Origin of the sequence: Chitinimonas arctica (genome assembly GCF_007431345.1) — a bacterium.
In the GTDB taxonomy this organism is placed as follows: Bacteria; Pseudomonadota; Gammaproteobacteria; order Burkholderiales; family Chitinimonadaceae; genus Chitinimonas; species Chitinimonas arctica.
In genome coordinates this window covers 2544971-2568604 of record NZ_CP041730.1, presented here as the reverse complement: position 1 = coordinate 2568604, position 23634 = coordinate 2544971, and the positions used below count along the sequence as shown (strand labels likewise).

Annotated in this window: 28 protein-coding genes and 1 pseudogene; 15 read left to right on the top strand and 14 right to left on the bottom strand. The window is 62.3% G+C overall.

The genetic code is table 11. The features are described from left to right. Positions 1 to 2: 2 nt before the first annotated feature. From FNU76_RS11665 to FNU76_RS11630, 7 genes are all read left to right on the top strand, one after another. Positions 3 to 881 carry a TraB/GumN family protein gene (locus FNU76_RS11665; RefSeq protein ID WP_179958441.1) on the top strand — a complete coding sequence of 293 codons (879 nt, stop codon included), beginning with the start codon at positions 3 to 5 and terminating at the stop codon, positions 879 to 881. 10 nt (positions 882 to 891) lie between these two features. Then, complete coding sequence (tolR, locus tag FNU76_RS11660; protein WP_144278358.1) at positions 892 to 1299, top strand: protein TolR; 408 nt, start codon at positions 892 to 894, stop codon at positions 1297 to 1299. A gap of 5 nt (positions 1300 to 1304) precedes the next feature. Beyond that, a complete protein-coding gene (locus FNU76_RS24090) occupies positions 1305 to 2078 on the top strand; it encodes an energy transducer TonB (protein WP_179958440.1) in 774 nt (257 codons plus the stop codon). Further along, on the top strand, positions 2068 to 2517 hold the full coding sequence (locus FNU76_RS11645; protein ID WP_144278355.1) for an energy transducer TonB: 450 nt from the start codon (positions 2068 to 2070) through the stop codon (positions 2515 to 2517). The genes FNU76_RS24090 and FNU76_RS11645 overlap by 11 nt, the downstream gene beginning before the upstream one ends. Continuing rightward, on the top strand, positions 2510 to 3820 hold the full coding sequence (tolB, locus tag FNU76_RS11640) for a Tol-Pal system beta propeller repeat protein TolB (RefSeq protein WP_144278354.1): 1311 nt from the start codon (positions 2510 to 2512) through the stop codon (positions 3818 to 3820). Before FNU76_RS11645 ends, tolB begins: the two co-directional genes overlap by 8 nt. A gap of 41 nt (positions 3821 to 3861) precedes the next feature. Then, entirely contained in the window at positions 3862 to 4392 is a 531-nt protein-coding gene (gene pal / locus FNU76_RS11635) for a peptidoglycan-associated lipoprotein Pal (protein WP_144278353.1), read from the top strand. A gap of 93 nt (positions 4393 to 4485) precedes the next feature. Next, on the top strand, positions 4486 to 5247 hold the full coding sequence (locus FNU76_RS11630) for a YbgF trimerization domain-containing protein (RefSeq protein WP_144278352.1): 762 nt from the start codon (positions 4486 to 4488) through the stop codon (positions 5245 to 5247). A 116-nt stretch (positions 5248 to 5363) separates the two neighbouring features. Here FNU76_RS11630 and FNU76_RS11625 read toward each other — a convergent pair whose 3' ends face one another. The 3 genes from FNU76_RS11625 to thiD all read right to left on the bottom strand — a co-directional run bounded on the left by FNU76_RS11625 (position 5364) and on the right by thiD (position 8290). Then, entirely contained in the window at positions 5364 to 6611 is a 1248-nt protein-coding gene (locus tag FNU76_RS11625) for a hypothetical protein (protein ID WP_144278351.1), read from the bottom strand. Positions 6612 to 6824: 213 nt separating this feature from the next. Further along, positions 6825 to 7463 (bottom strand): thiamine phosphate synthase, encoded by a 639-nt coding sequence (thiE, locus tag FNU76_RS11620; protein ID WP_308418632.1) that lies wholly within the window; start codon positions 7461 to 7463, stop codon positions 6825 to 6827. Beyond that, complete coding sequence (gene thiD / locus FNU76_RS11615; protein WP_144278350.1) at positions 7460 to 8290, bottom strand: bifunctional hydroxymethylpyrimidine kinase/phosphomethylpyrimidine kinase; 831 nt, start codon at positions 8288 to 8290, stop codon at positions 7460 to 7462. The genes thiE and thiD overlap by 4 nt, the downstream gene beginning before the upstream one ends. Positions 8291 to 8381: 91 nt before the next feature. Between thiD and FNU76_RS11610 the strand changes: the two genes are divergently transcribed. From FNU76_RS11610 to FNU76_RS11580, 7 genes are all read left to right on the top strand, one after another. Next, a complete protein-coding gene (locus FNU76_RS11610) occupies positions 8382 to 8534 on the top strand; it encodes a rubredoxin (RefSeq protein ID WP_444542083.1) in 153 nt (50 codons plus the stop codon). A gap of 13 nt (positions 8535 to 8547) precedes the next feature. After that, positions 8548 to 9399 carry a J domain-containing protein gene (locus FNU76_RS11605; RefSeq protein ID WP_144278348.1) on the top strand — a complete coding sequence of 284 codons (852 nt, stop codon included), beginning with the start codon at positions 8548 to 8550 and terminating at the stop codon, positions 9397 to 9399. 100 nt (positions 9400 to 9499) lie between these two features. Beyond that, positions 9500 to 10330: a M48 family metallopeptidase gene (locus FNU76_RS11600; protein WP_144278347.1), complete on the top strand. Its 831-nt coding sequence runs from the start codon at positions 9500 to 9502 to the stop codon at positions 10328 to 10330. 48 nt (positions 10331 to 10378) lie between these two features. Beyond that, on the top strand, positions 10379 to 10789 hold the full coding sequence (locus FNU76_RS11595) for a CopD family protein (RefSeq protein ID WP_144278346.1): 411 nt from the start codon (positions 10379 to 10381) through the stop codon (positions 10787 to 10789). 42 nt (positions 10790 to 10831) lie between these two features. Then, positions 10832 to 11311 carry a CYTH domain-containing protein gene (locus FNU76_RS11590; protein ID WP_144278345.1) on the top strand — a complete coding sequence of 160 codons (480 nt, stop codon included), beginning with the start codon at positions 10832 to 10834 and terminating at the stop codon, positions 11309 to 11311. Positions 11312 to 11408: 97 nt separating this feature from the next. Next, positions 11409 to 12686 (top strand): glutamate-1-semialdehyde 2,1-aminomutase, encoded by a 1278-nt coding sequence (hemL, locus tag FNU76_RS11585; protein WP_144280652.1) that lies wholly within the window; start codon positions 11409 to 11411, stop codon positions 12684 to 12686. After that, positions 12683 to 13630 (top strand): SAM-dependent methyltransferase, encoded by a 948-nt coding sequence (locus tag FNU76_RS11580; protein ID WP_144278344.1) that lies wholly within the window; start codon positions 12683 to 12685, stop codon positions 13628 to 13630. Before hemL ends, FNU76_RS11580 begins: the two co-directional genes overlap by 4 nt. Positions 13631 to 13648: 18 nt before the next feature. On the opposite strand, the gene FNU76_RS11575 is transcribed toward FNU76_RS11580, so the two are convergent. The 8 genes from FNU76_RS11575 to glnK form a co-directional block, all read right to left on the bottom strand. After that, complete coding sequence (locus FNU76_RS11575; RefSeq protein ID WP_144278343.1) at positions 13649 to 13849, bottom strand: hypothetical protein; 201 nt, start codon at positions 13847 to 13849, stop codon at positions 13649 to 13651. 38 nt (positions 13850 to 13887) lie between these two features. Next, positions 13888 to 14538: a hypothetical protein gene (locus FNU76_RS11570; RefSeq protein ID WP_223879316.1), complete on the bottom strand. Its 651-nt coding sequence runs from the start codon at positions 14536 to 14538 to the stop codon at positions 13888 to 13890. Between the two features lie 64 nt (positions 14539 to 14602). After that, positions 14603 to 15973, bottom strand: coding sequence for an EAL and HDOD domain-containing protein (locus FNU76_RS11565; protein WP_144278341.1), 1371 nt, complete (start codon positions 15971 to 15973; stop codon positions 14603 to 14605). Between the two features lie 97 nt (positions 15974 to 16070). Continuing rightward, positions 16071 to 16949 (bottom strand): phosphoribosylaminoimidazolesuccinocarboxamide synthase, encoded by an 879-nt coding sequence (locus FNU76_RS11560; RefSeq protein WP_144278340.1) that lies wholly within the window; start codon positions 16947 to 16949, stop codon positions 16071 to 16073. A gap of 49 nt (positions 16950 to 16998) precedes the next feature. Beyond that, positions 16999 to 18147, bottom strand: coding sequence for a 5-(carboxyamino)imidazole ribonucleotide synthase (locus tag FNU76_RS11555; protein ID WP_144278339.1), 1149 nt, complete (start codon positions 18145 to 18147; stop codon positions 16999 to 17001). 3 nt (positions 18148 to 18150) lie between these two features. Continuing rightward, positions 18151 to 18639, bottom strand: coding sequence for a 5-(carboxyamino)imidazole ribonucleotide mutase (gene purE / locus FNU76_RS11550; protein WP_144278338.1), 489 nt, complete (start codon positions 18637 to 18639; stop codon positions 18151 to 18153). A 189-nt stretch (positions 18640 to 18828) separates the two neighbouring features. Then, positions 18829 to 20343, bottom strand: coding sequence for an ammonium transporter (gene amt / locus FNU76_RS11545; protein WP_144278337.1), 1515 nt, complete (start codon positions 20341 to 20343; stop codon positions 18829 to 18831). Between the two features lie 21 nt (positions 20344 to 20364). Further along, positions 20365 to 20703 carry a P-II family nitrogen regulator gene (gene glnK, locus FNU76_RS11540; RefSeq protein WP_144278336.1) on the bottom strand — a complete coding sequence of 113 codons (339 nt, stop codon included), beginning with the start codon at positions 20701 to 20703 and terminating at the stop codon, positions 20365 to 20367. 241 nt (positions 20704 to 20944) lie between these two features. Between glnK and FNU76_RS11535 the strand changes: the two genes are divergently transcribed. After that, complete coding sequence (locus tag FNU76_RS11535) at positions 20945 to 21214, top strand: accessory factor UbiK family protein (RefSeq protein ID WP_144278335.1); 270 nt, start codon at positions 20945 to 20947, stop codon at positions 21212 to 21214. A gap of 102 nt (positions 21215 to 21316) precedes the next feature. On the opposite strand, the gene pip is transcribed toward FNU76_RS11535, so the two are convergent. The 3 genes and pseudogenes from pip to FNU76_RS11520 all read right to left on the bottom strand — a co-directional run. Then, positions 21317 to 22273 carry a prolyl aminopeptidase gene (pip, locus tag FNU76_RS11530; protein ID WP_144278334.1) on the bottom strand — a complete coding sequence of 319 codons (957 nt, stop codon included), beginning with the start codon at positions 22271 to 22273 and terminating at the stop codon, positions 21317 to 21319. Between the two features lie 2 nt (positions 22274 to 22275). Further along, positions 22276 to 23082 carry a sulfite exporter TauE/SafE family protein gene (locus tag FNU76_RS11525; protein ID WP_144278333.1) on the bottom strand — a complete coding sequence of 269 codons (807 nt, stop codon included), beginning with the start codon at positions 23080 to 23082 and terminating at the stop codon, positions 22276 to 22278. Between the two features lie 73 nt (positions 23083 to 23155). Beyond that, positions 23156 to 23530 (bottom strand): annotated as a pseudogene (locus FNU76_RS11520) (EVE domain-containing protein); the annotation flags it as partial. Positions 23531 to 23634: the final 104 nt, after the last annotated feature.

Below are 23634 nucleotides of genomic sequence, written 5' to 3'. Positions count from 1 at the left end.
CCATGAACCGACCCGCGGCCCGGCTGCGCATCCTTCTGCTGCTGTGCTTGGCCTGTGGCGCCCTGGCGGCGCAAGCCAAGCTGTTTCTCTGGGAGGCTGAACGGGAAGGCCAGCGCGTCTGGCTGCTGGGTTCCATCCACCTGGGCCGCAGCGATTTCTATCCGCTGGCCGCGCCCATCGAAGCGGCCTATCGCGAAGCCGACACCTTGGCGGTGGAAGCCGATGTCAGCGATCCGACCGCCGTTGCGCCGCTGTTCGCCATGGCCATGCTGCCACCCGACCAATCGCTGGCCAATATGCTCACGCCGGCGCAGAACAAGCAGCTCAATGTCGCCCTGGCCCGTGCCAACCTGCCCCGCGTGGCGGCCGATCGGATGAAGCCATGGCTGCTGGGCCTGACCCTGTCGGTGCTGGAAATGCAGAAGCTGGGCTTTCAGCCGCAGAGCGGTATCGATATGCATTTCCTGCAGCGTGCCCGTACCGACCGCAAGAAGGTCGTGGAACTGGAATCGATCCGGGCGCAGTTCGAGTTGTTCGACAGCCTGCCGCAGGAAGAAAGCGTGGGCGTGCTGCTTGCTACGCTGGAGCCGCTGGGCAAACAGCTGGTCAAGCCCATGCTGGAAAGCATGATCAGCGCTTGGCAGCGGGGCGATGCACCCGCCATGCGCCGCATCATCGACGACTACACCCAGGACAACGCGATCAGTAAGCGCCTGAACGATAAGCTGCTGGGGCAACGCAATCGCACCATGGCCGACAAGATCGCCAATATGGCCGGCCAGCCGGCGCCGCTGGTGGTGATAGGCGCCGGTCATCTGGCCGGCCCCGACAGCGTGGTGGACCTACTCAAAGCACGCGGCTTCCGCGTCAAGCAATACTAAGGAAGATGATATGGCTCGCCGAGCTCGCCGCGCCAAGGCAGATATCAATGTGGTGCCCTACATCGACGTGATGCTGGTGCTGTTGGTCATTTTCATGGTCGCCGCACCCATGTTGCAGCCTGGCGTGGTCAACCTGCCCACCGTGGCAAAGGCCGACCGCGCGCTGGATGTGAAGCCCTTGCGGGTGCTGATCAATCGCGATGAAGCCATGACCCTGGCGGATGGGACCGACAAGGACCGCATGGCGGATACCACGGCCCTGATCGCCGCCATCCGGGCACGCAGCCTCAGCCAGACCCGCCCGGTCTTGATCAGTGGGGACAAGGAGGTCCGCTACGATGCCATTATCAAGGTGATGAACGCGCTCAAGAAAAGCGGCGTCGAGCGCGTCGGCCTGGAAGTCATGCCGGAACGATGAATAGCATGGTCCCGCGCGAAGAGCATCGTGCCCTTTCCCTCGGCCTGGCCATTGCGGTACACGGGCTGATCGGTGTGCTGCTGTACGTCGGCGTGCAGTGGCAGACCAGTCCGGCCGCGCCGGTCCAGGTGGAACTATGGGCCGGGACACTGGAAGCCGGACCGGCCATCCAGCCGCCCGTCAAGACGCGGCCCGTGCCCAAGCCGGAGGAGCCGGAACCGGAGCCCGAGCCGGCACCGGTCAAACCGCAGATCCAGCTGGAAAAGCCCCGCCCGCTTAAGCCGCTGCCCAGGCCCGAACCGCTGAAAAAACCCGAGCCGCCTAAAAAAGTGGAACCGCCGCTACGCAAACCGCCGGAAAAGGTGGAAGTGGGCAAGGGAAAACTGCTTAGCGAACTGGCCGGCAAATTGGCGAGACCGCCACTGGACCCCAGCGTTTCGCTGGCGGCCATCAATGCCCGCCAGCAGGCGGCGGAAGCGGCCAACCGGGCGGGCGTGGCGGATGCCTATTACGCACGGGTGCGCAATCTTGTCCGCAGCAAGATGAATTATCCGGACGACGATCCGGGGAACCCGGTGGTGGAGTTCCGGGTCACCTTATTGCCCGATATGGCGGTATTGAACGTGGAAATGAAGAAATCGAGCGGCAACGCCGCCTTCGACGAAGCCGTCAAACGCGCGCTGATGCGCATCGAACAGTATCCGCCCCTGCCGGCAGGCATGGAATTCAGCGGCAGCATTCGCAATCACATCCTGAAGTACCGCCTGCATGAACAATAGATCGCCCCTCCCAACCTTCGCCGGCCTGGGGCTGGTCCTGTTACTGGCGGCCTGTGCCAAGCCCCCCGGGCCGGCGACTGCCCCGCAGCCGGCCAGCGCGGCCCCGGCCGCAGCGGTCGGTGCACCGCTTGCCATCGCCCCGGTCGTCTCCAGCGAGACCCTGCTGGCCGAATACGTGGACAAGGTCAGACGGCGCATCCGCAGCCAGATGCGCTATGCGAGCAAGCAGGCCGGTAATCCCGAAGCCCTTTTCGAAGTAGCACTACGGCCGGATATGCGTATCCAGTCGGTTCGCGTCGTCAGTTCCAGTGGCAATCGCGCCTTTGATCGCGCGGTAAAGAAGGCCATCGAAAAAACCGGTAGTTACCCAACCCTGCCGACGGGACTAGACTTTTCCCTGTTCACGACCCACAAGATCAAATACCGACTCCATGATTAATCAAAAGCTCACTCGTTGGATCGCCCCCTTCTTGCTGGCTTCGCTTACCCTGGCCTCGCACGCCGATGTCACGATCGAAGTGACGGGTACCGGCGCCCGCCAGCTGCCTGTCACCATCGCTGGCTTCACGGGTGAAGCCGCCCTGAAGGAATCGGTCACGGCCGTGATACGCGCCGATCTGGCCGGCAGCGGCCGCTTCAAGCTGATCGAGTCGGGCGCCGCGCCACTGCCTGAGCAAGTCGCGCAAGCCGAATTGAGCGGCTGGAAAGGCCGCGGCGCCGATGCGCTGGCCACCGGTAGCGCCCGCGTCGAAGCGGACGGCTCCACCGTGCTGCATCTGCGCCTGTACGACACCGTCACGCAGAAGCAGCTGGCCGGCTTCGAGCTACGCGCCAAGGCGGGCGAAACCCGCCGGGCCGCCCATCAGCTGGCCGACCAGATCTACGAAGCGCTCAGCGGTGAACGCGGCGTGTTTTCCACCCGCATCGCCTACGTATTGAAGCAGGGCAAGCGCTACGAGCTGCAAGTCGCCGATGCCGACGGCCATAACGCCCAGACGGTGATGGGCTCGAATGAGCCCATCATGTCGCCGGCCTGGTCGGCCGATGGCCGCCAACTGGCCTATGTCAGTTTCGAGCGCAAGAAAGCCATCGTCTTTGTACAGGATCTCTACACCGGCAGCCGCCGCGCCGTCGCCGCCTTCAAAGGCAGCAATAGCGCGCCCGCCTTCTCGCCGGATGGCGGCAGCCTGGCGGTGACCCTGACCTTGGATGGCATTTCGCAGCTCTACCTGGTGGACACCCATGGCGGCGCTCCCCGCCGCCTGAGCAAGAGCAGCGCCATCGATACCGAGCCCACTTTTTCGCCGGATGGCCGCAGCATCGCCTTTACCTCGGACCGTGGCGGTAGCCCGCAGATCTACCTGCTGCCCAGCAGCGGCGGCGAAGCGCAAAGGCTGACCTTCGACGGCAGCTACAATGTGTCGCCGCAGTTCTCGCCGGACGGCAAATCGCTGACCTATGTGCGGCGGGACAATGGCCGCTTCGTGGTGGCCGTCATGGACCTGGCCAGCCGCCAAAGCCAGTCGCTGACCAATGGCAGCTACGATGAATCGCCCAGTTTCGCCCCGAATGGCAAGCTGATCCTTTACGCCGGCGAGGCCGGCAACCGCGGCGTCCTGGCGACCGTTTCCAGCGACGGCCAGACCCAGCAACGCCTCACCGCCAATGGCGATGCACGTGAACCGGCCTGGGGCCCCTACGCGGGGCAAATCGCCATGAGTCGGCTATCCTCCAACCCATAATCATAATCCGTGACAACAACGTCCCAGCTAGGAGCCATGCAATGAACAAGACCCTTGTCAGCCTTACTCTCGTCGGCCTGCTTGCCGCCTGTGCCAGCACCCCGCCCGCGCCGGTCGAATCCGGCAAACCCGCCGACAATGCGTCCAAACCGGTAAGCGACAACGGTGCCCAGACCCAGCCCATCCGGCCTAATGATGGCGGCAAGCTCGATCCGCTCAATGATCCGGCCAACGCCTTGTCCAAGCGCAGCATCTACTTCGACTACGACAAGTACGATGTGCGTGGCGATCAGCAAAACCTGGTCGATGCCCACGGCCGCTACCTGGCTTCCAATCCCGGCCGTTCGGTCCGTATCGAGGGCAATGCCGACGAGCGCGGTAGCCGTGAATACAATCTGGCGCTGGGCCAAAAGCGGGCCGAAGCGGTACGCAAGGCGCTGAGCGTACTGGGCGCGCAGGAAAAGCAGCTGGAAGCCACCAGCAATGGTGAGGAAAAGCCGCGCGCTACCGGCCACGACGAAGACAGTTACACCGAGAACCGTCGCGCCGACGTGGTATACGGCGGCGAGTAAATCCAGTGGCCCGCCCCTGCGGGCACTGGCCGCGTCACCCCACCCCGTGCCCGTCACGGGGTGTTGCATAAATGGACATCGAAGGATTTCACGATGCTGAACCGGCTTCTTCCTCTCGTATTGCTGACGGCCTTGGCCTTCCCGGCCCAGGCCGGACTGTTCGATGACGACGAGGCACGTAAACAGATTGCCGAAGTGCGCGCCCAGCAGGACGCCAAAATTGCCGCCGTCGCCGACAAACTCGACCAGCTGGACAGCCGCAGCAGCCAGAAGCTGATCGACCTGACCGGCCAGCTGAGCGAACTGGGTCAACAGATCGCGCAATTGCGCGGGCAACTGGAAGTCCTCACCTTCAACCTGCAGGGGCTGCAGAAGCGGCAGCAGGATCTCTATGTCGATCTGGACGGCAGACTGCGCAATATCGAGGAAGGCAAGGCCAAGCCGGCCAGCGCCGGCGACGAAGCGCACAATGCCCAACTGGAAGCGGACGCAGCCACGGCCTACGAGTCCGCCTACAATCTGTATCGCGACGGCAAGCTCAAATCGGCCATCGATGCGCTGGGTATCGTGACCAGCCGCTACGCCGCCACCCAGGCCGCTCCCAGCGCACTGTTCTGGCTAGGCATGGCCCAGGCCCAGACCGGCAGCGTCGGTGCCGCCCAGATCAGTTGGCGCAAGCTGGTGGATGCCTACCCGGAACATGCCAAATCGCCCGATGCCTTGCGGGCCATTGCCACCGTACAGCTGGAAAAATCCGACAGGAAGGGTGCCACCAAGACCTTGAAGGAATTGATTGCCGCTTATCCCGGCAGCGATGCCGCCAAGGAAGCGGAAAGACAGCTGAAGAAGTTCTGAGCGTTTGGATAGAACAAAGCGGCCTGGCGACAAGCCGAAGGTCAATAGACAAGGGAGGCGCAAGCCTCCCTTGTCTATCGTGTCACTTTTCGCGTAGTAGCCGAGGGATCAATATTTTACGCCGCCGGCACTGGATTGCCCGCCTGCAGTAGATCGATCTCGCTCCGAACGGCAGCGGCTCCCGTCTTCATGTCAATCCTGTTCCTTTCAATCGCCTCTGGGTTCTTGGCTGCCCTGTCCGGCTCGGCGTGTTGCTGAGATGCTGGATTGCTGGATTGCTGGGTTGCCGACATGCCTTCCAACGATGCCAATAGTTGCTTCTTCTTTTCCAACGCCAATTGTTCAGGCGTCATCCGACCGTAATCAGGCACTGTAATATCGCCAGGGGACTGATTGCGCCCGTCCGCATGCACGCCAACTGTATCGACCGGCGAAGCCGCGCCCCCTGCTGGAAGAGGAGGGTCTTCGTAAAACGGCGGTGCGGCATAGTCCGAAATATCCAATACGTAAGGACCCGGGGGAAATACGGTTTCGTAGGCCGGCGGCGCTCCGGCAGGACTCGACGCTGCCGGTACGGACGATGCGGAAGTTGCCTCTGCGTATGTCGGCGGCGAATCGCTCATGGTGGCTTGATCATTGCCCGCTGCACTCGCCCCGGTGATATCGACGGGTATCGCCGCCGCCCTGTTCGGCTGGGAAATCGCGGCAGGATAAGTCGGCGTGAAATGACCGAAGCTCGATTGGTTGCCATAGTTCGGCGCCATCGCGAACGGATTCTGCATCGTCGCCATCGTGGCCGGGCCCAACAAGCCCAGCGGGTTCCCTGGTGGCTCATACCGGGGATCGGACCTCCCCAGTGGTACGTTGTGAGGGGATGACATGCCGCTCGATCGCGGTACCGAGGGCGTCGTGGCCGGCCTGGCCGAGGCGGGCTGTTTCGCTTCAACCGGCGCATTGTCGGCAGCCTCGCGCGCGGCGGGAGAAGGTGCCGAAGCCGTATTTCGCTGTGGAGCAGCATTCTTGCTACCCGCTGGCGCCCCGACAAACAATATAAGCACTGCTTGCTGGAAACTAGATACACCCACGACATGAATCAACATCACCTGGAGTGGAGGGGGTTGATTGGATTTCGTCACCATTGCGGTCTGAGCGCCATGCACGCTGCCGCCCTCCGAATCGCGGGGTGCTGCAAATAGCGTGATCAAGACCGGGCTGAACTCATTAACCTCCGCTAGCGTATCGTCCACTTCCAATTGAAAACAATTTATTCGAAGGGTCGCCACTGACGTATTAAGATCGGCATCTTCACTTTTTCCAGCGGAATAATTGCTCGACATGGCATTGCGATTGCTAATATTTTCCATTCCAATCTCTCCAAAACAAAAATGAATACAATATTCAGATACGATTAAACACCAGCGCTATGCATTGCGTTGTTGTAAACGGAATTTGTTTTATCGAAATGGTACAGCGACTCGCCCGGCGCGCCAGCTGGCGGCGGCCGGCACCCCGCCGCTGGCATATATAAGTGATCTTTTGCGGAATTTGCCCGGCTAACTTGCGAGCAATACGACGGATTAAATGGACGCGTCGCCAGCCGTCACATCTTGAAACGCCATCGCCCGCGCGGCAATATCGGGCGCGTCGAACAAGCCATTGCACACCGCCACGCCATGCACGCCGGCAGCGAGCAGGGGCGCGCAGTTGGACACGGTAATCCCGCCTATGGCCACGACCGGGCGGGACAGGCTGGCGGCTGCCTGCCGGTAGAGCGCCAGGGGTGCATGCGGTGCATGGGGTTTGGTGGTGGACGGATAAGCCGCACCAAATGCCACATAGCTGGCACCCGCAGCAATGGCGGATGCAGCCAATTCGATGCGATCGTAACAAGAAGCGCCCAGCAGCCGTGCCGGCCCCAATGCCGCTCGTGCGGCAGCCAGATCGCCGTCTTCGCTGCCCAGATGCAGACCGTCGGCATCGATGGCCAGCGCCAGCGCCAGGTCGTCGTTGACGACCAGCGGTACGCCGGCCGGCCGGCAGAGCGCCAGCAGGGCTTCGGCTTGTTGTCTCCGCAGCATGGCATCGGCCTGCTTGTTGCGGTATTGCAGTACGCCTATCCCTCCGGCGAGGGCAGACCGGACGGCGTTCAGCAAGCTGTCGGTATCGGCGCGGTCCGGGGTAATGGCGTATAGCCCACGCGGCAGGGGCAGCATCATGCGCCCTTCTCTTCCTCGCCCTTGCCGCGCGCCCAGAACAGCCGGTCCGGAATAAACTGGCCCATACCCGGCCGATAAGCGTTCTTCAGGGTGTGCCAGGTGTAGTCCTGGGCTTCGCGCACCGCCTGCGACATTTCCATGCCATTGGCGAGAAAGGCCGCCACGGCGGAGGCCAGGGTGCAACCGGAGCCATGGTAGCTGGCCGGCAAGCGTTCCCAGCTATCCACCCTGACCCGACCGGTCGGGCCAAACAGCGCATTGCTGACGGCCGGCGTATTTTCGTGCGTGCCGGTGATCAACACGAACTCCGAACCGAACTGGCGGATACGCAAGGCGGCTTCGTCCACGCTCATGCCATCCTGCTCGTCCGGATCGTCGCTGGCCAGGCGCCGCGCTTCCAGGCTATTGGGCGTCAGGATGGTGGTGTGCGGCAACAACAACTCGCGCATGGCGCTGATCATTTCGTCGTCGGCGAACTCATCGCCGCTGCCCGTGGCGAACACCGGATCCAGGATAAGCGGGATATCCGGATAGTCGGCGGCGATCTCGGCCAGCACGGTCAGGTTTTCCATACTGCCCAGCACACCGACCTTGATGGCGGCGATCTGCATATCCTCCAACAGAAAGCGGGCCTGGTCGGAGACCCAGTCGGCCTCCATCACCAGGAAGTCTTCCATACCGGTGGTGTCCTGCACGGTAACGGCCGTTACCACCGGCAAGGGATGGCAGCCCAGCGAGGAAATGGTCAGGACATCGGCAGCCAGCCCGGCGCCGGCGGAGGGGTCGTTGCCGGCAAATACAAGAATAATCGGTGGGGCTTGGGTCATGGAGAGAATTCGGGGAGGATGGGGAAGAGGGAGATACGGTAGAATTTTAGCCCATTCGTCTAACCCCACTTTACCCGCCATGAAAAAATACATGTGCCTCATTTGCGCCTTTATCTACGATGAGGCCGCCGGGCTGCCGGAAGATGGCATTGCGCCAGGTACCCGCTGGGAGGATATCCCCATGAACTGGACCTGCCCGGACTGCGGTGCACGCAAGGAAGACTTCGAAATGGTCGAGATCTAAAAGGACCCGCGCCATGTCCCGCTCAGGAAAAACCCTTTACGCCTTGTTCGGCGTCACCCCAACGGCCGACCAGGCGCTGCTCGATGCGCAGTACCTGGCCCTGCAGAAGCAATTGGGCGAGATCATCGATCCGGTCCAGCGCCGACGCCGGCTGGAGCAGTTGGATGAAGCCTATCAGCAGCTGTCGAATCCGATACGCCGCAAGATCTACGATGCCAGCTTGCAGGCCGGCGAGGCACAAACGGTACAACTGCATCAGCCCCGGCCCGCAGCAGGTTCCGGCAAGCGCTTCGACGGCGGCAGCCGCTCCTTGCTGACGATAGGTCTCGTTCTGCTGGGCGTCTTCATCCTCGGCTATCTTTACTTTGCCTGGCGCCAGCAAAGCACGGTGGACTCCTACCGCCAAACCATCGAAACCGCGCAGCAGCGCGCCTTCTCGATGCAGGAAAAGTTCCAGCAGCAACAGCAGGACCAGGAAGCCCGGATGATGGCCGCCGAGCGCGAGGCATCGGGCGGTACCAGTCCAGCCTGGAACGAGGCCGAATACAAAGCCAAGCAGGAACAGGAACGCCGCACCCGCGAAAACGACGACTGGGCGCGCAGGATGAGCGCCGAACAGCAGCGAGCCGTCCACGAAGCCGAGTACAAGGAAAAACAGCGCCGGCAGGAACGCGAACGCGAAAACCGCCAGGAAGAGGCCCAGCAGCAACGCGACCACGACGAAGCCGCCAACCGCATCGAGAACGAACGTTCGCAGCAATTCAGCAAACTCATGGCGGAAAAGCGTTTCGACGAAGCCCGTCGCCTCGCCAAGACCAGCTATGAATTCGAACGGGTCAAAAACGCCGAAGCACGCGGGTATTAGCCGCAGCGGTCCAGCCGGCGAACCTGGCTGGACCTGCCCGGCTCGACCGCTCCCTTACCCATTTACCTCCCTCCCCCGTGCCTCATCGGAGAACGCAGTCATGAAAAAATCCTTATCCCGCTTCATCCCGCTTTTGCTGGCCACCGCGCTGCTACCGGCCTGCCAGCAGGTTAAAACCACCGAAGCCGGCGCCGTCGGCGTCGAGCGCAAACAAGCCATGTTCACCTTGCTGTCGAACGAGCAGGTCAACCAGATGTCGGCGCAGTCCTATGCCAATTCGCTGTCCCAGGCCAGCAAGCAAGGCAAGCTGAACAACGATGCCAAAGCGACCAAGCGGGTACGCGCCATCGCCAACAAGTTGATCCCGCAGGTAGGCGTGTTCCGCAAGGATGCGCTGGCATGGCAATGGGAAGTCAACGTGGAAGACAGTCCGGAACTGAACGCCTACTGCGCACCGGGCGGCAAGATCATGTTTTTTACCGGCATCATCGACAAGCTCAAACTCACTGACGACGAGATCGCCGCCATCATGGGCCATGAAATGGCCCATGCCCTGCGCGAACACGGCCGCGAGCGCATGAGCCAAGCCTATGCCAAGCAGATGGGCAGCCAGCTGGTATCGGCCCTGACCAAGGGCAAGTACGACCAGTACATGGGTCTGGCCAACCAGGTCACCGAAGTCGCCTATAGCCTGCCGCACAGCCGAGGCCACGAATCCGAGGCCGATGCCATGGGCCTGGAGCTGTCCGCCCGCGCCGGGTACGACCCGCGCGCCGCCGTCAGGCTGTGGGAAAAAATGAACGCCGCCAGCCAGGGGCAGCCGCCACAGTTCCTGTCCACCCACCCCTCCAACCAGACTCGCATCAACGACCTGCAAGGCTTGATGCCCAAGGTGATGCCGATCTACGAAGGCACCCGTAAAAAGGGTTGATCAACCGGCCGGCCCCGCCGGCCCATGCGTACTCAATCGGGAAGCAATATGCTCTGGGTCAAAGCGTTCCATATCGTTTTCGTCATCAGCTGGATGGCCGGCCTGCTTTATCTGCCGCGCTTGTTCGTCAACCATGCCATGGCGACGGACGAAGCGGCCCGGCTGCAACTGGCCTTGATGGAGCGCAAGCTGCTCCGTTTCACCAAGGGGCTCAGCCATATGGCGATCGCCCTGGGGCTTTGGCTGTGGCTGGGCTGGGGGGTATATGGCCATTGGCTGCATGCCAAGCTGGGCCTGGTAGTGATGCTGCTGGCCTACCAAGGCGTATGCGGCAAGCTCGTGCGTGATTTTGCCGCCGGCAACAATCAGCGCAGCCATACCTGGTTCCGCTTCTTCAATGAAGTGCCCGCACTGCTGATGCTGGGGATCGTGATCCTGGTGGTGGTAAAACCATTCTGACCGGTGCCCGTCCCACCGCGACAATTCGAAGGTAGCAAAAGCATGGCAAAAGAAATTGAACGGCGTTTTCATCTGAAAAACGAGCAGTGGCGCGACTTGGTGCAGGGAGAATGGCTCAAGCAAGGCTATCTGTCGGTGGAGCCGGCGCGCACGGTCAGGGTGCGGGTCAAGGGGGACCAGGCCTGGCTGACCTTGAAGTCGCATATCAGCGCGGTATCGCGGCACGAATTCGAATACCCGATCCCGCTGGCCGATGCCGAGACCATCCTGGCCGCCATGTGCCCCATGCTGGTGGAAAAGAAACGCTATCGCATCCAATTGGGCCCGCATCTTTGGGAAATCGACGAGTTCTTCGGCCAGAACGAGGGGCTGCTATTGGCCGAGGTCGAGTTGAGCGACGAGGCCGAGGCCTACACGGCGCCCGCATGGCTGGGCGAGGAAGTGACCCACGACCCGCGCTATACCAATTCCTATCTGAGCCAGCACCCTTGGCCCAACTGGGGTCGCGACGATGTCCGATAGCCCGCTGATCGCCCGCATACCCGCCCATGAACGCACGGCGGCCGGGACCCATCGCGGGCCTGCCGGCCGGCCTTCCGCCAAATCGACTGGAATCACCATGACCAAGAACGAACAACTTTTCCAACGCGCCCAGCGCCATATCCCCGGTGGCGTGAACTCGCCCGTGCGGGCGTTCGGCGCAGTAGGCGGCACGCCACGCTTCTTCGCCCGGGGCGCCGGCGCCTATGTCTGGGATGCGGACGACAAACGCTATATCGACTATGTCGGATCGTGGGGCCCGTTGATCCTGGGCCACAGCCACCCCGAGGTGGTCGCGGCGGTACAGGAGGCGGCCGCCAAGGGAATGAGCTTCGGCGCCCCGACCGAAGCCGAGATCGACCTGGCCGACCTGCTCTGCCATATGCTGCCGTCCATGCAGCAGGTGCGGCTGGTCTCCAGCGGCACCGAGGCCACCATGAGCGCGATCCGCTTGGCGCGGGGCTTTACCGGCCGTGACAAGCTGATCAAGTTCGAAGGCTGCTACCACGGCCATTCCGACAGCCTGCTGGTCAAGGCCGGCTCCGGCCTGTTGACCTTCGGCAACCCTTCCAGCGCCGGTGTTCCGGCCGCAGTGGCGGAACACACGGTTGTACTCAGCTACAACGATGTCGCCCAGCTGGAAGCGGTGTTCGCCGCCCAAGGGGACCAGATCGCCGCCATCATCGTCGAGCCGTTCTGCGGCAATATGAACCTGGTGCGGCCATCGGCCGAATTCGTGGCCGCCATGCGCCGCCTGACCGAGCAGCATGGCGCCTTGCTGATCTATGACGAGGTGATGACCGGCTTCCGCGTGGGCCTGGGCTGCGCCCAAGGCTTGCACGGCATCACGCCGGACCTGACCACCCTGGGCAAGGTGATCGGCGGCGGCATGCCGCTGGCGGCCTTCGGCGGCCGCGCCGATGTGATGGCCAAGATCGCTCCGCTGGGACCGGTCTACCAAGCCGGCACCTTGTCCGGCAATCCGGTCGCGGTCGCCGCCGGCCTGGCCACCCTCAAGCTGATCTCCGCGCCGGGCTTTTTCGACTCGCTGAGCGCCAAGACCCTGAGACTGGCCGAAGGTTTGCAGGCCGCCGGCCGGGCCGCCGGGCAGACCTTTTCCGCCGATGCGGTCGGCGGCATGTTCGGCGCCTACTTCACCGCCCAGGCCCCCCAAAGCTATGCCGAGGTGATGGCCAGCGACAAGCCGCGCTTCAATGCCTTCTTCCACGGCCTGCTGGAAGAAGGGGTCTATCTGGCGCCCGCCCTGTATGAAGCCGGCTTTGTTTCGGCCGCCCACAGCGATGCCGATATCGCGGACACCCTGGCCGCCGCCGCACGGGTCTTCTCGCGGCTTTGAAGCCAACCGCCGAGAGGGCACGCACGCCCGAGCAGACCTGGTCCTGGCTACAGACCCGGCCCGGTCTGACGGCTTTGTGCCAAGCCTACCCGGCGGAATGGCTGGCGGTGCGCGATGAACTGGCCAGCGTGTTCGCACGCCGCCAGGCCAGCGAACTGAAGGCATTGGCCGAGCGGGCGGGCCGCCGCCTGCGTCCGGGCGATGCCTTTCTCAGCGGGGAGCGGCAAGGCCGGGCCTTCGAAGCCTTTGTCCAGCAACAGGTCCGGCAGACGATGACCGAACTGGCGGTGCGCCAATTCGCCTTTTCCGCCGCCACCGGCGTGCGCAAGGGCAAGGTCCGTTTCAATCTGTTCAATGGTTTGATCGCGCAGAAACTGCTGTTCGAGCGGGACCTGCAACGCAAGCCCGTCTCGCTGTTCTGGTTCCGACTTTTGTGGCCCTTGGTCTGGCAGAAGCGCCGACTGATTCCCTTGGTGGAAAAGCGCGGCATCTATTGCTTCTACTCGGCGCGGCTGATCGACGAGCTGGTCAGATTGATAGCGGGCCGGCCCTGCATCGAGATTGCGGCCGGCGACGGCACCTTGAGCCGCTTTCTGAGCGAACGCGGGGTGGCCATCCAGGCCAGCGACGACGGCAGTTGGGGAGAGGCTGCCGGCTCGCAGGCCGTCAGCCGCATGGATGCCCGCGACGCGCTCAAGCTAGGCGCACCCGCCGTGGTGCTCTGCTCCTGGCCCCCCGCCAACAATCCCTTCGAGCGGCAGGTGTTCAGGACACGTAGCGTGCAGACCTATATCGTGATCGGGAGCAGGTCGCAGTTCATTACCGGCAACTGGGCGGATTATCTTGCGCAGACCGGTTTCAGCTTGAGCGAATCCACCGAGTTGAGCCGCCTGGTCCTACCCCCTGAGCTGGGTGCGGCGGTGTATGTCTTCAATCGCGCGTGACCAGGAAAAGCGTAGCGCTTACGCAGATTTTTTCTTGAGCGACCCAGCCATCACGCCTGCTGCTACATAAGGGGCATCGATAGACAACGATTCCAAGAAGCGACCATTTGTCTGCTCCATATATTCCTTAACCCGTACATGGGTACTCGAGGATTTTTCGATCCCCTGCTTATGGCCACCGCTGTAAGGACCACAGAATTTTCCAGTGATTTTTTTCATACTTAACTCCATGATTTTTAAACATAACATATCAGACACTACCGATCAAGCAGCTTGGTCAGACGTATCACTCTACGTCCCCGAACGACACGATTTGTAAAGCCGAGATTCTCGTAATATTCGATCAATTCAGGTACCGGGTGCTCGATCGAGATATACGTGCAACCCAACTCTAATGCATAGATTTCCAAAAAACGGGTAGCTAACGCACCGACCTTGCCGGAAATGGGGTTATCGGCGAGAGGGTTGCCTTGAAGAAAATGAATAGTCGCAACGACACGACGATCGCTAATACGGCCAAGAGCTATTCCACAAAGTAGCGCCTCACCATACCAAATAGCGACTTCTACGCGGCGCGGTCGCCGACGGAATTTCCGTAACTCGACCTCCCTGTTCCAGCCGGGCAGATAGACAGCCTTCGTAGAAGAGCAAGTACTGCTCCAACTGGCAGCTTGGCGAAGTGCCTCGGCCGAAATGAGTGTCAGACGAATATCCGCACCGAGGGCCGCTTGAAACTCACGCTGTGCGTCATGGTAAGCAGCATGTCGAGCTTCCGCATAGCGCGCACTAGGACCGCGATGACCTTGACCCACTTTTGTCTCCGCTTGCTTGGACATCTTCAAAAGACCTGTCTTTGCAAGAGAGATTCCCACCAACTGGCAAAAAACCGTCACCAATGGCAGTGGCAAATCCGAGCAGGGTCCGTTTGCGCCGCCCACGCAAGTCCCAAGCAACGTCCCACGGCTTTTCCGGTTAAACCACCTCTTCCACCCACAGTAAAGCTTCGATCTGAGCGCGATTGGCATCGCTCTTATTGACGCCGGCCGCAGTGAACAGCGCGGGATCTTCGGGAAGATCGCCGTCCTCGCAGCCCAGCGCCAGATTCAAGAGTGGGCCGTAACGCCCGCCCTGGGTCAGCAGCGCCTGGTTGATTTCATCCGGCAAGTTGAGCTTTTCCAGAATCTTTTCCATGGGCTGCCGCAGCAGTGCATCCAACATGGAAAACATCCCGGTGGTGAACAGCTGGTCCTGTTCCTCGCGCTTGAATTGCCGCGCGCCCAGCGTTTCCATGATACGGCCGCGGATCAGGGCGGTTTCCAGCATCAGGTTGTGGTCGCCCTCCTGCCGTTCATGACTGAATAGCAGCAGCGTAAGCCAGCGGTACAACTGCTTATGGCCCAGCACGATCAGCGCCCGGTCCAGGGTCTCCACCTTGGCGAGCATCCCGGCACCGGGTGAGTTCACATAGCGCAGCAGCTTGAAGCTGAGCATGGGGTCGTATTTGATGGCATTGGCGATCACTGGCGGCTCGGCTTCGGTACGCACCAGATTGAGCACTTCCAGCAGCCGCAGATAGCTGGCGTCCACCGCATCCGCCTCCGACAGCTCCTTGCGGCGCAGATAGCTGCCTTGCAGGTAATGCACCTGCAGCTGGCGGCACACCTGCAATTCTTCGAAGAAATGGATATCGCCCACCAGGATTTCCGCATCGGGCGCCGCATTCGCGGTGGCGGACACTACCTTGGACAGTTCGGTGACATCCTTATCGGTCACCGACAGCTTGTGATAATCGGCCAGCGGGAACAGCGGGATCAGCTCCGCTTCGAGGGGGAAATTGTCGAAGCCGAGCTGAAAGCCATGGTCCTTCAGGCCTTGCAGCAAATCGATATGGACCAGGGCATCGCGGAAAAACTCGGCGTCGTAGCGCAGCATCAGCACGAAGCGGCCGCGCGGCAGCTTTTCCAGCAGGATGCTTTCCAGCGCCCAGACCGAGACATCGAGAAAGATACGCTTCTGGCCAAAGGCCTTGGTGGATTCCTCGGCCAGGAAATTGCGCAGCAGGACTTCGTCGTAGAGGCGCCACACCGAATGCGCCATCTTGTCCTTGCGTTTGAGCACGCTATCGCGTAGGCGAAAGTCATAGCCCACCACTTTCAAGTCGCGGTCGAGCACGATCTCGCGCTGCAACATGGTATCGACCGGCGCGCCGGCCACAAAGCCCGCCTGCCCCGGCGCGGGCGCCAGGGTATTCGGCAAGGGTTGTACCGTCGTGCTATGGGCCGGTGCCGGGGGGGGCGGCTCGCTATCGCCGCCGAACAGCCGTTTGAATAGCCCGAAGACCATATATGCCTGCCGTTTCGATTTCTGACCTGTCGCAGGAAAGAATAGACCTTGAAACGGCCGGCACCCAAGGGGCTTCAATGAGTAGTTGCGGGAGCCCTTAGCCGGTCAGGCGTTCCAGCGCTTCGCGGTATTTGGCGGCGGTCTTCTCACCCACTTCAGCCGGCAGTGCCGGTGCCGGCGGCTGCTTGTTCCAGCCGGTGCTTTCCAGCCAATCACGGACGAATTGCTTGTCGTAGCTGGGTGGATTGCTGCCGGTGACATATTGGTCGGCTGGCCAGAAACGGCTGGAATCGGGCGTCAAGGCCTCGTCCATCAGTGTCAGCGTGCCATTTTCGTCCAGGCCGAACTCGAACTTGGTATCGGCGATGATGATGCCGCGGGTGGCGGCGTATTCGCTGGCGGCCAGGTAGAGCTTGATCGAAGTATCGCGCACCTGGCCGGCCAGGTCGGCGCCGATCTGCTCGACCAGCTGGTCGAAATTGACGTTCTCGTCATGGTCGCCCAGGGCGGCCTTGGTCGATGGCGTAAAGATGGGCGCCGGCAGCTTGGCGGCCTCCACCAACCCGGCGGGCAAAGGCATGCCGCAGATAGTGCCGGTGGCCTGATAGTCCTTCCAGCCCGAACCGGCCAGATAGCCGCGCACGATGGCTTCCACCGGTACCGGCTTGAGCCGCTTCACCACGACCGCGCGGCCTTCCACCTGGGGCAGATCGGCGGCGGACACGACATCCTCGGGCTGGTCGCCGGTGAAATGGCTGGGCACCAGGTCACGCAATTTGTCGAACCAGAAATTGGAGATGGCGGTCAGGATCTTGCCCTTGGCCGGAATCGGCTCGGCCAGGATGACATCGAAGGCCGACAGGCGATCGGTGGCGATCATCAGCATGCGCCGGTCGTCGATCTCGTACAGGTCGCGCACCTTGCCGCTGTAGATTTTCTTCAGGCTGCTCAGGTTGGTACTGGTAAGGCCGTTCATGATGGAGTTCCTGTGGGTCGGACAGCCGTACCGGCGGGCGGTACGGCGCTTACAGCGTGTCCTTGATGGCTTCGGCCTGCTGCAATGCAGCTTCGCTATCCGCGGCCAGCACGCAGTAATGGCCCATCTTGCGGCCTGGCCGGGCTTCGGCTTTGCCGTAAAGATGGAGATGGGTATTGGGGGCTTGCATCAGCACGTCCCAGTTGGGTTCGCCACCGTCGGCCCGCCAGCTGTCGCCGAGCAGATTGACCATGACCACCGGGCTAAGCAGCCCGGTCGCGCCGGGATGCAGGCCGCACATGGCACGCACCTGCTGCTGGTACTGGCTGGTGACGCAGGCATCGATGGTGTAGTGGCCGGAATTGTGCGGACGCGGCGCGATCTCGTTGATCACCAAGGCCACTTCGGCACCGTCTTCCAGCACGAAGAATTCCACCGCCAGCACGCCGATATAGTCGAGCGCCTCCGCCAGGCGCACCGCCATCCGCTGCGCCTCTTCCGCCAGCGCCGGCGCCAATTGGGCCGGTACGATGCTGATATCCAGGATACCGTTGCGATGGCGGTTCTCCGCCAAGGGGAATACGGCGACTTCATGGGCATTGCTGCGGGTCACGATGGCCGACACCTCGCAGCGCAGCGGCAGCATCTTCTCCAGCACGCAAGGCTGTCCGCCCAGGTCGGCGTAGGCGGCGCGCGCATCGGAGGCCGTCTGCACGCGAACCTGGCCCTTGCCGTCATAGCCCAGCCGCGCGGTCTTCAGAATGCCGGGCAGGTAGGGGCTCAGATCGTGGTTCAGGTCCGCGACGGTATCCAGCGCCAGATACGGGGCCGTGGCCAGGCCTGCCTTGCGTATCCAGGCTTTTTCCTGGATGCGGTCCTGGGCGATGGCCAGGCAGTCGCCGGATGGACTGACCGGCACATGCTGCGCCAGCCAACGCATCGACTCGGCGTTGACGTTCTCGAACTCGGTGGTGATGGCGGCGCAGGTCTCGGCCAGCTCACGCAAGGCAGCGTGGTCGTTGTAGGCCGCACAGAGATGCACATCGGCGAAATCGGCCGCCGGCGCACCGGCATCCGGATCGAGCACGGTGACGCGGTAACCCATGGTCTTGGCCGCCATGGCAAACATGCGCCCCAGCTGGCCGCCACCGAGGATGCCCAGCATGGCCGGCGGCAGGATAGGCTGCTTGGCGGACATGGCTTACTCGACTTCCGGCAGGGTCATGGCCAGCACGGTGTTCTTCTGCGCTTCACGGAAGGCATTGAGGCGCGCCCGCAACTCGGGCAGTTCGTTGGCCAGCAAGGCCACCGCGAACAGGCCGGCATTGGCGGCGCCCGCTTCACCGATGGCGAAGGTGGCGACCGGAATACCCTTGGGCATCTGCACGATACTGAGCAGCGAGTCTTCGCCGCGCAGGTATTTGGAGGGAACGGGCACGCCCAGCACCGGTACGGTGGTCTTCGCCGCCAGCATACCCGGCAGATGGGCCGCGCCGCCCGCGCCGGCGATGATGGCCTTCAGGCCACGCGCCTCGGCGCTCTCGCCATACTCGAACAGCAGGTCCGGCGTACGGTGCGCCGATACCACCCGCGCTTCAAAGGCGATGCCGAATGCCTTCAACTGCTGGGCCGCATGTTGCATGACTTCCCAGTCGGAATTGCTGCCCATTACGAGGCCGATCTGAACCATCGGGTAATCCCCTGTTTCAAAAAATGGATTTTACAGAAAATCGGCCCTGTGCCAAAACATCAAAGACACTTCCTTTTGTGTTTTAGCGTTATACGGTTCGACTGGCTATCTCAAAGCAAAACGGCCCGTCTTTCGACGGGCCGCGCGGATGCTGGATTTCCGACCTTCCCAGCGTGTTGCCATAGCGCTCTATAGGTTATATGCCTTTTCACCGTGGCTGGTCAGGTCCAGACCTTCGCGCTCTTCGTCCTCGGCCACGCGCAGGCCGATAACCAGATCGACCAGCTTGAAGGCGATAGCGGATACACAGGCGGACAGCAGCACCGTGACCAACACGCCTTGCGTCTGGATCCAGACTTGCGAAGCGATGGAATAGCCCTCGGCCGCCTTGTTGGCCACATTGTCCCAGATGCCGGTCCCGCCCAGATCCGGCGAGGCGAACACGCCCGTCAGGATGGCGCCCAGGATACCGCCGACGCCGTGCACGCCGAACACATCCAGCGCATCGTCCGCTCCCAGCAGGCGCTTCAGGCCATGCACGCCCCACAGACAGACCACGCCGGCCAGGCCGCCGATAGCCATGGCGCCGCCGATACCGACAAAGCCGCAGGCCGGGGTTATGGCCACCAGGCCGGCCACCGCGCCGGAGGCCGCGCCCAGCATCGAGGGGCGGCCCTTCCAGGCCCACTCCACCGTCATCCAGGCCAAGGCCGCGACGGCGGTCGCCACCCAGGTATTGATAAAGGCCAGCGCGGCGACGCCGTTGGCTTCCAGGGCCGAGCCGGCGTTGAAGCCGAACCAGCCGAACCACAGTAGCGAGGTACCGATCATGGTCATGGTCAAGCTATGCGGCGTCATGGCCTCCTTGCCGTAGCCCACCCGCTTGCCGACGAAGTAGGCGCCGACCAGGCCGGCCACCGCGGCGTTGATATGCACCACCGTGCCACCGGCGAAATCGAGCGCGCCTTTCTGGAACAGCCAGCCGGCGGTCGCGGTGGCAGCATCGGCCGCCGCTTGCGAGGTATAGGCATCCGGACCGGTCCAGTACCAGACCATATGCGCCATGGGCAGGTAGCTGAAGCTGAACCAGATCACCACGAAGGCCAGCACCGCGGCGAAGCGGGCGCGCTCGGCGAAGGCGCCCAGGATCAGGCCGCAGGTAATGGCGGCGAAGGCGCCCTGGAACACGATATAGATGAACTCCGAGACCGCTACGCCCTTGGAGAAGGTCGCCGCCATGGAATCGGGCGTCACGCCTTTCAGGAACAGCTTGGAGAACGAGCCGAAGAAGGCATTCCCCTCGGTGAACGCCACGCTGTAGCCGTAGACCACCCACAGCACCGAGATCAGCGAGAACACCACGAACACCTGCATCAGCAGGCTAAGCATGTTCTTGGAGCGCACCAGGCCACCGTAGAAGAGGGCGAGGCCGGGAATGGACATCAGGATCACAAAGGCGGTGGCCACGAACAACCACGCGTTGTCGCCCTTGTTGATGGTTGGGGCAGCCCCCGCTGCGGCAGCCGGTGCAGGCGCCACCACCGCAGATGGCGCTTCGGCAGCCGGAGCTGCGACCGTGGCCGGCGCGGCAACGGCCGGCGCGGCAACCACGGTCGCTGCCGGTGGGGTCGCGACTTCTTCGGCCCAGGCGATGCCCAGGCTCATGGCGCCGGCCAAAGCCAATGCGCTAAGGAGTTTTCTCATGTTCTCTGCTCCCTGACCGGTTTACAGCGCGTCCGCGCCGGTTTCGCCGGTACGGATACGGATCACTTGTTCGAGATCGAAGACAAAGACCTTGCCGTCGCCGATCTTGCCGGTATTGGCTGCCTTCTCGATGGCTTCGATCACCTGCTCCAGCAGATCGTCCTTGATGGCGATCTCCAGCTTTACCTTGGGCAGGAAATCAACCACATACTCCGCGCCGCGATACAGCTCGGTGTGGCCCTTTTGACGGCCGAATCCCTTGACCTCGGTCACGGTCACGCCTTGCACGCCAATGGCGGACAACGCTTCCCGGACCTCGTCAAGCTTGAACGGCTTGATGATGGCGCTAACGAACTTCATCTTCGCTCCTAATGGTAAGAACCAGAGAACTGCCTATGGGACTAGCATTAGCATGGGTCGTGCCATCTTTATATTTCTTTACGGATCAATAGCTTGCATGGATATACTGACGCCGTGACTGGCGGACCGCACCGCTTTGGTGCGTCGAGTACCGCAGTCGCTTGCCCATGGTGCGAGACGCACTTCTCGACGCGATTTGTTAGACTGGCTGGAATTAAATTGATGCTTCCAGGAGTCACCCATGCTTGCCCAACGCCTGTTCGACGAAGTGAGCGGCAAATTGTCCGAGGTGCTGGCCGCCGGCCCGGCCCGCGATATAGAGAAGAATGTCCGTGCGGTTTTGACCGCCGGTTTCGCCAAGCTGGATCTGGTGACGCGCGAGGAATTCGAAGTACAGCAGGCCGTGCTGGCCAAGACGCGCGAATTGCTTACCGGCCTGGAAGCGCGGATCGCCGCCTTGGAAAGCCGCAAGATCGCCGTGGCGGACGATAATCCGCAGGATGATTTTTAAGGAAGCTGGCCGGGAAAGCGGATTTCGCCGGTAAGGAAAATAACTTTAGCGTCATACCGGCGTTCGCCGGTATGACGCTGTCGGACTGCAGGCCGGATGTCTTTAAGCCAGGCGCGACTTCATGGCTTCGCAGGCGCGCACCAGCTCGCGGCAAATGCCCGGCTCCCAAGCCGAATGGCCGGCATCCTGGACGATTTCCAGTTGCGAGCCAGGCCAGGCCTGGTGCAGCTCCCAAGCCGACAAGGGCGGACAGAGCACATCGTAACGGCCCTGGATGGTGATCATGGGCAGGTGCGAAATCCGGCCCACATTCGCCAGCAAGGCGTTTTCCGGCAGGAAGATGCGGTTGACGAAATAATGCGCTTCGATACGGCCGACGCCCAAGGCCACATTGTCATTGCCGTAATTGGCCTGGACGGCGGGATCGGGGAAGAGCGTGGCGCATTCGCCCTCGTAGACGCTCCAGATGCGGGCAGCCGGCATATGGACGGCACGGTCGCCATCGTTCAGGCGCTTATGGTAGTTACCCAACAGGTCGTCGCGCTCATCTGCCGGAAGATAGTCGGCGAAACGCGACCAGGCTTCCGGAAAGAACTGGCGCATGCCGCGCATGAACCAATCGATTTCCCAGCTGCGGCACAGGAAAATACCGCGCAGGACGAAGGCCAGGCAACGCTCCGGGTGGGCCTCGCCGTAGGCCAGCGCCAGGGTCGAGCCCCAGGAGCCGCCGAACACCATCCATTGCGAGATGCCCAGCATTTCGCGCAGCAGCTCGATATCGGCGATGAGATGCTGGGTCGTGTTGGCGCCCATCTCGCCCACCGGCGTGGAACGGCCGGCGCCGCGCTGGTCGAAGATCACGATGCGGTAGAAGTCCGGATCGAAGAACTGCCGGTGCTTGGGGCTGGCGCCCGAACCCGGCCCGCCATGCAGAAACAGTACCGGCACCCCGTTCGGGTTGCCCGATTCCTCCCAATACATCGTATGGACAGCGTCCAAGGGCAGCATGCCGCTGCGATTGACGTCTATGGCGGGGTAGAGTGTGCTTCGTTCGGTCATGGTCATAGGCTCAGAAGTCCAAAAAGCATGCGGCTGGCAATCAGCAGCAGCAAGGCGGCGAAACATTTCTTCAGGGTGGCCACCGGCAGGCGGTGAGCCAGTGCGGCACCAAAAGGAGCGGTGACCACGCTGGCCAGTGCAATGCCCAGCAAGGCCGGTAGATAGACAAAACCCATGCTGCCGCTCGGCAGGCCGGGAACCCCGATACCGTTGAGGGCATAGCCGGCCAGGCCGGCCACCGCGATAGGCAGGCCCAGGGCGGCCGAGGTGCCGACCGCCATCTGCATGGGCACATTACACCAGCTCATAAAGGGTACCGATAGCGAACCGCCGCCGATACCGACAAAGCTCGAAATACCACCGATCAGCCCACCCACGCCGGATAGGCCGGCCGAACCCGGAAGTTGCCGGGTCGGCTTGGGTTTGTAGCCGAACAGCATCTGCGCCGCCACCAGGTAGGCGAACACCACGAAAAACCATTTCAGGCCGATCGAGGGCAGTCGCGCCGCCAGCCAGGAGCCGGCAAAGGTCCCCAGCACCAGGCCGCCCGCCATGCCGCGGACGGTGGACCACTGCACCGCGCCACGGCCATGGTGGGCGCGTAAACTGGAAATGGAGGTAAAGACGATACTGGCCAGCGAAGTACCCAACGCGATCTGCAGCACATGGCTGGTGCCGATCTGGTTGATCTCGAACAGGGCCACCAGGGCCGGCACGATGATCAATCCGCCGCCTACGCCCAGCAGGCCGGCCAATACCCCGGCGGTCGCACCGATGGCCAGGAAGCCGGCGAATACCAGCACGCTCATGCAGGCTCCCCAGCAACTTCAATATCGCTCGCCAGTGCTCGGGCTGTACCGGCGTGATGGAAAGACGGTTGCCCCGTTGCAATATCTGCAAACCCTCCAGCGCCGGTTCGGCGCGCAGGGCGGCCAGGCTGAGGAAGGGGGTCTTCTTGATGAACTTGACGTCCACCTGCTGCCAGCGCGGCTGCTCGACGGTGGATTTGGGATCGAAATAGTGATGGTCCGGATCGAACTGGGTGGGGTCGGGATAGGCCGTGGAACACACCTCGGCCAGGCCGGCCACACCCGGGACGGCGCAGCCCGAGTGGTAGTACAGCACGCCATCTCCCGGCCGCATGCTGTCGCGCATGAAATTGCGCGCCTGGTAATTGCGCACGCCATACCAGCCTATGGTCTGGTCGGGCCGGGCGGCCAGGTCGTCGATACTGACATCGTCGGGTTCTGCCTTCATCAGCCAATAGCGCAATTGCTTGTCCCCCAGCATGGATTCAACGCGCGCCAGTGTAGCAGGCGTGGGAACCTGGCCGCGAACCTTGGAAGTACTGGATATCAATA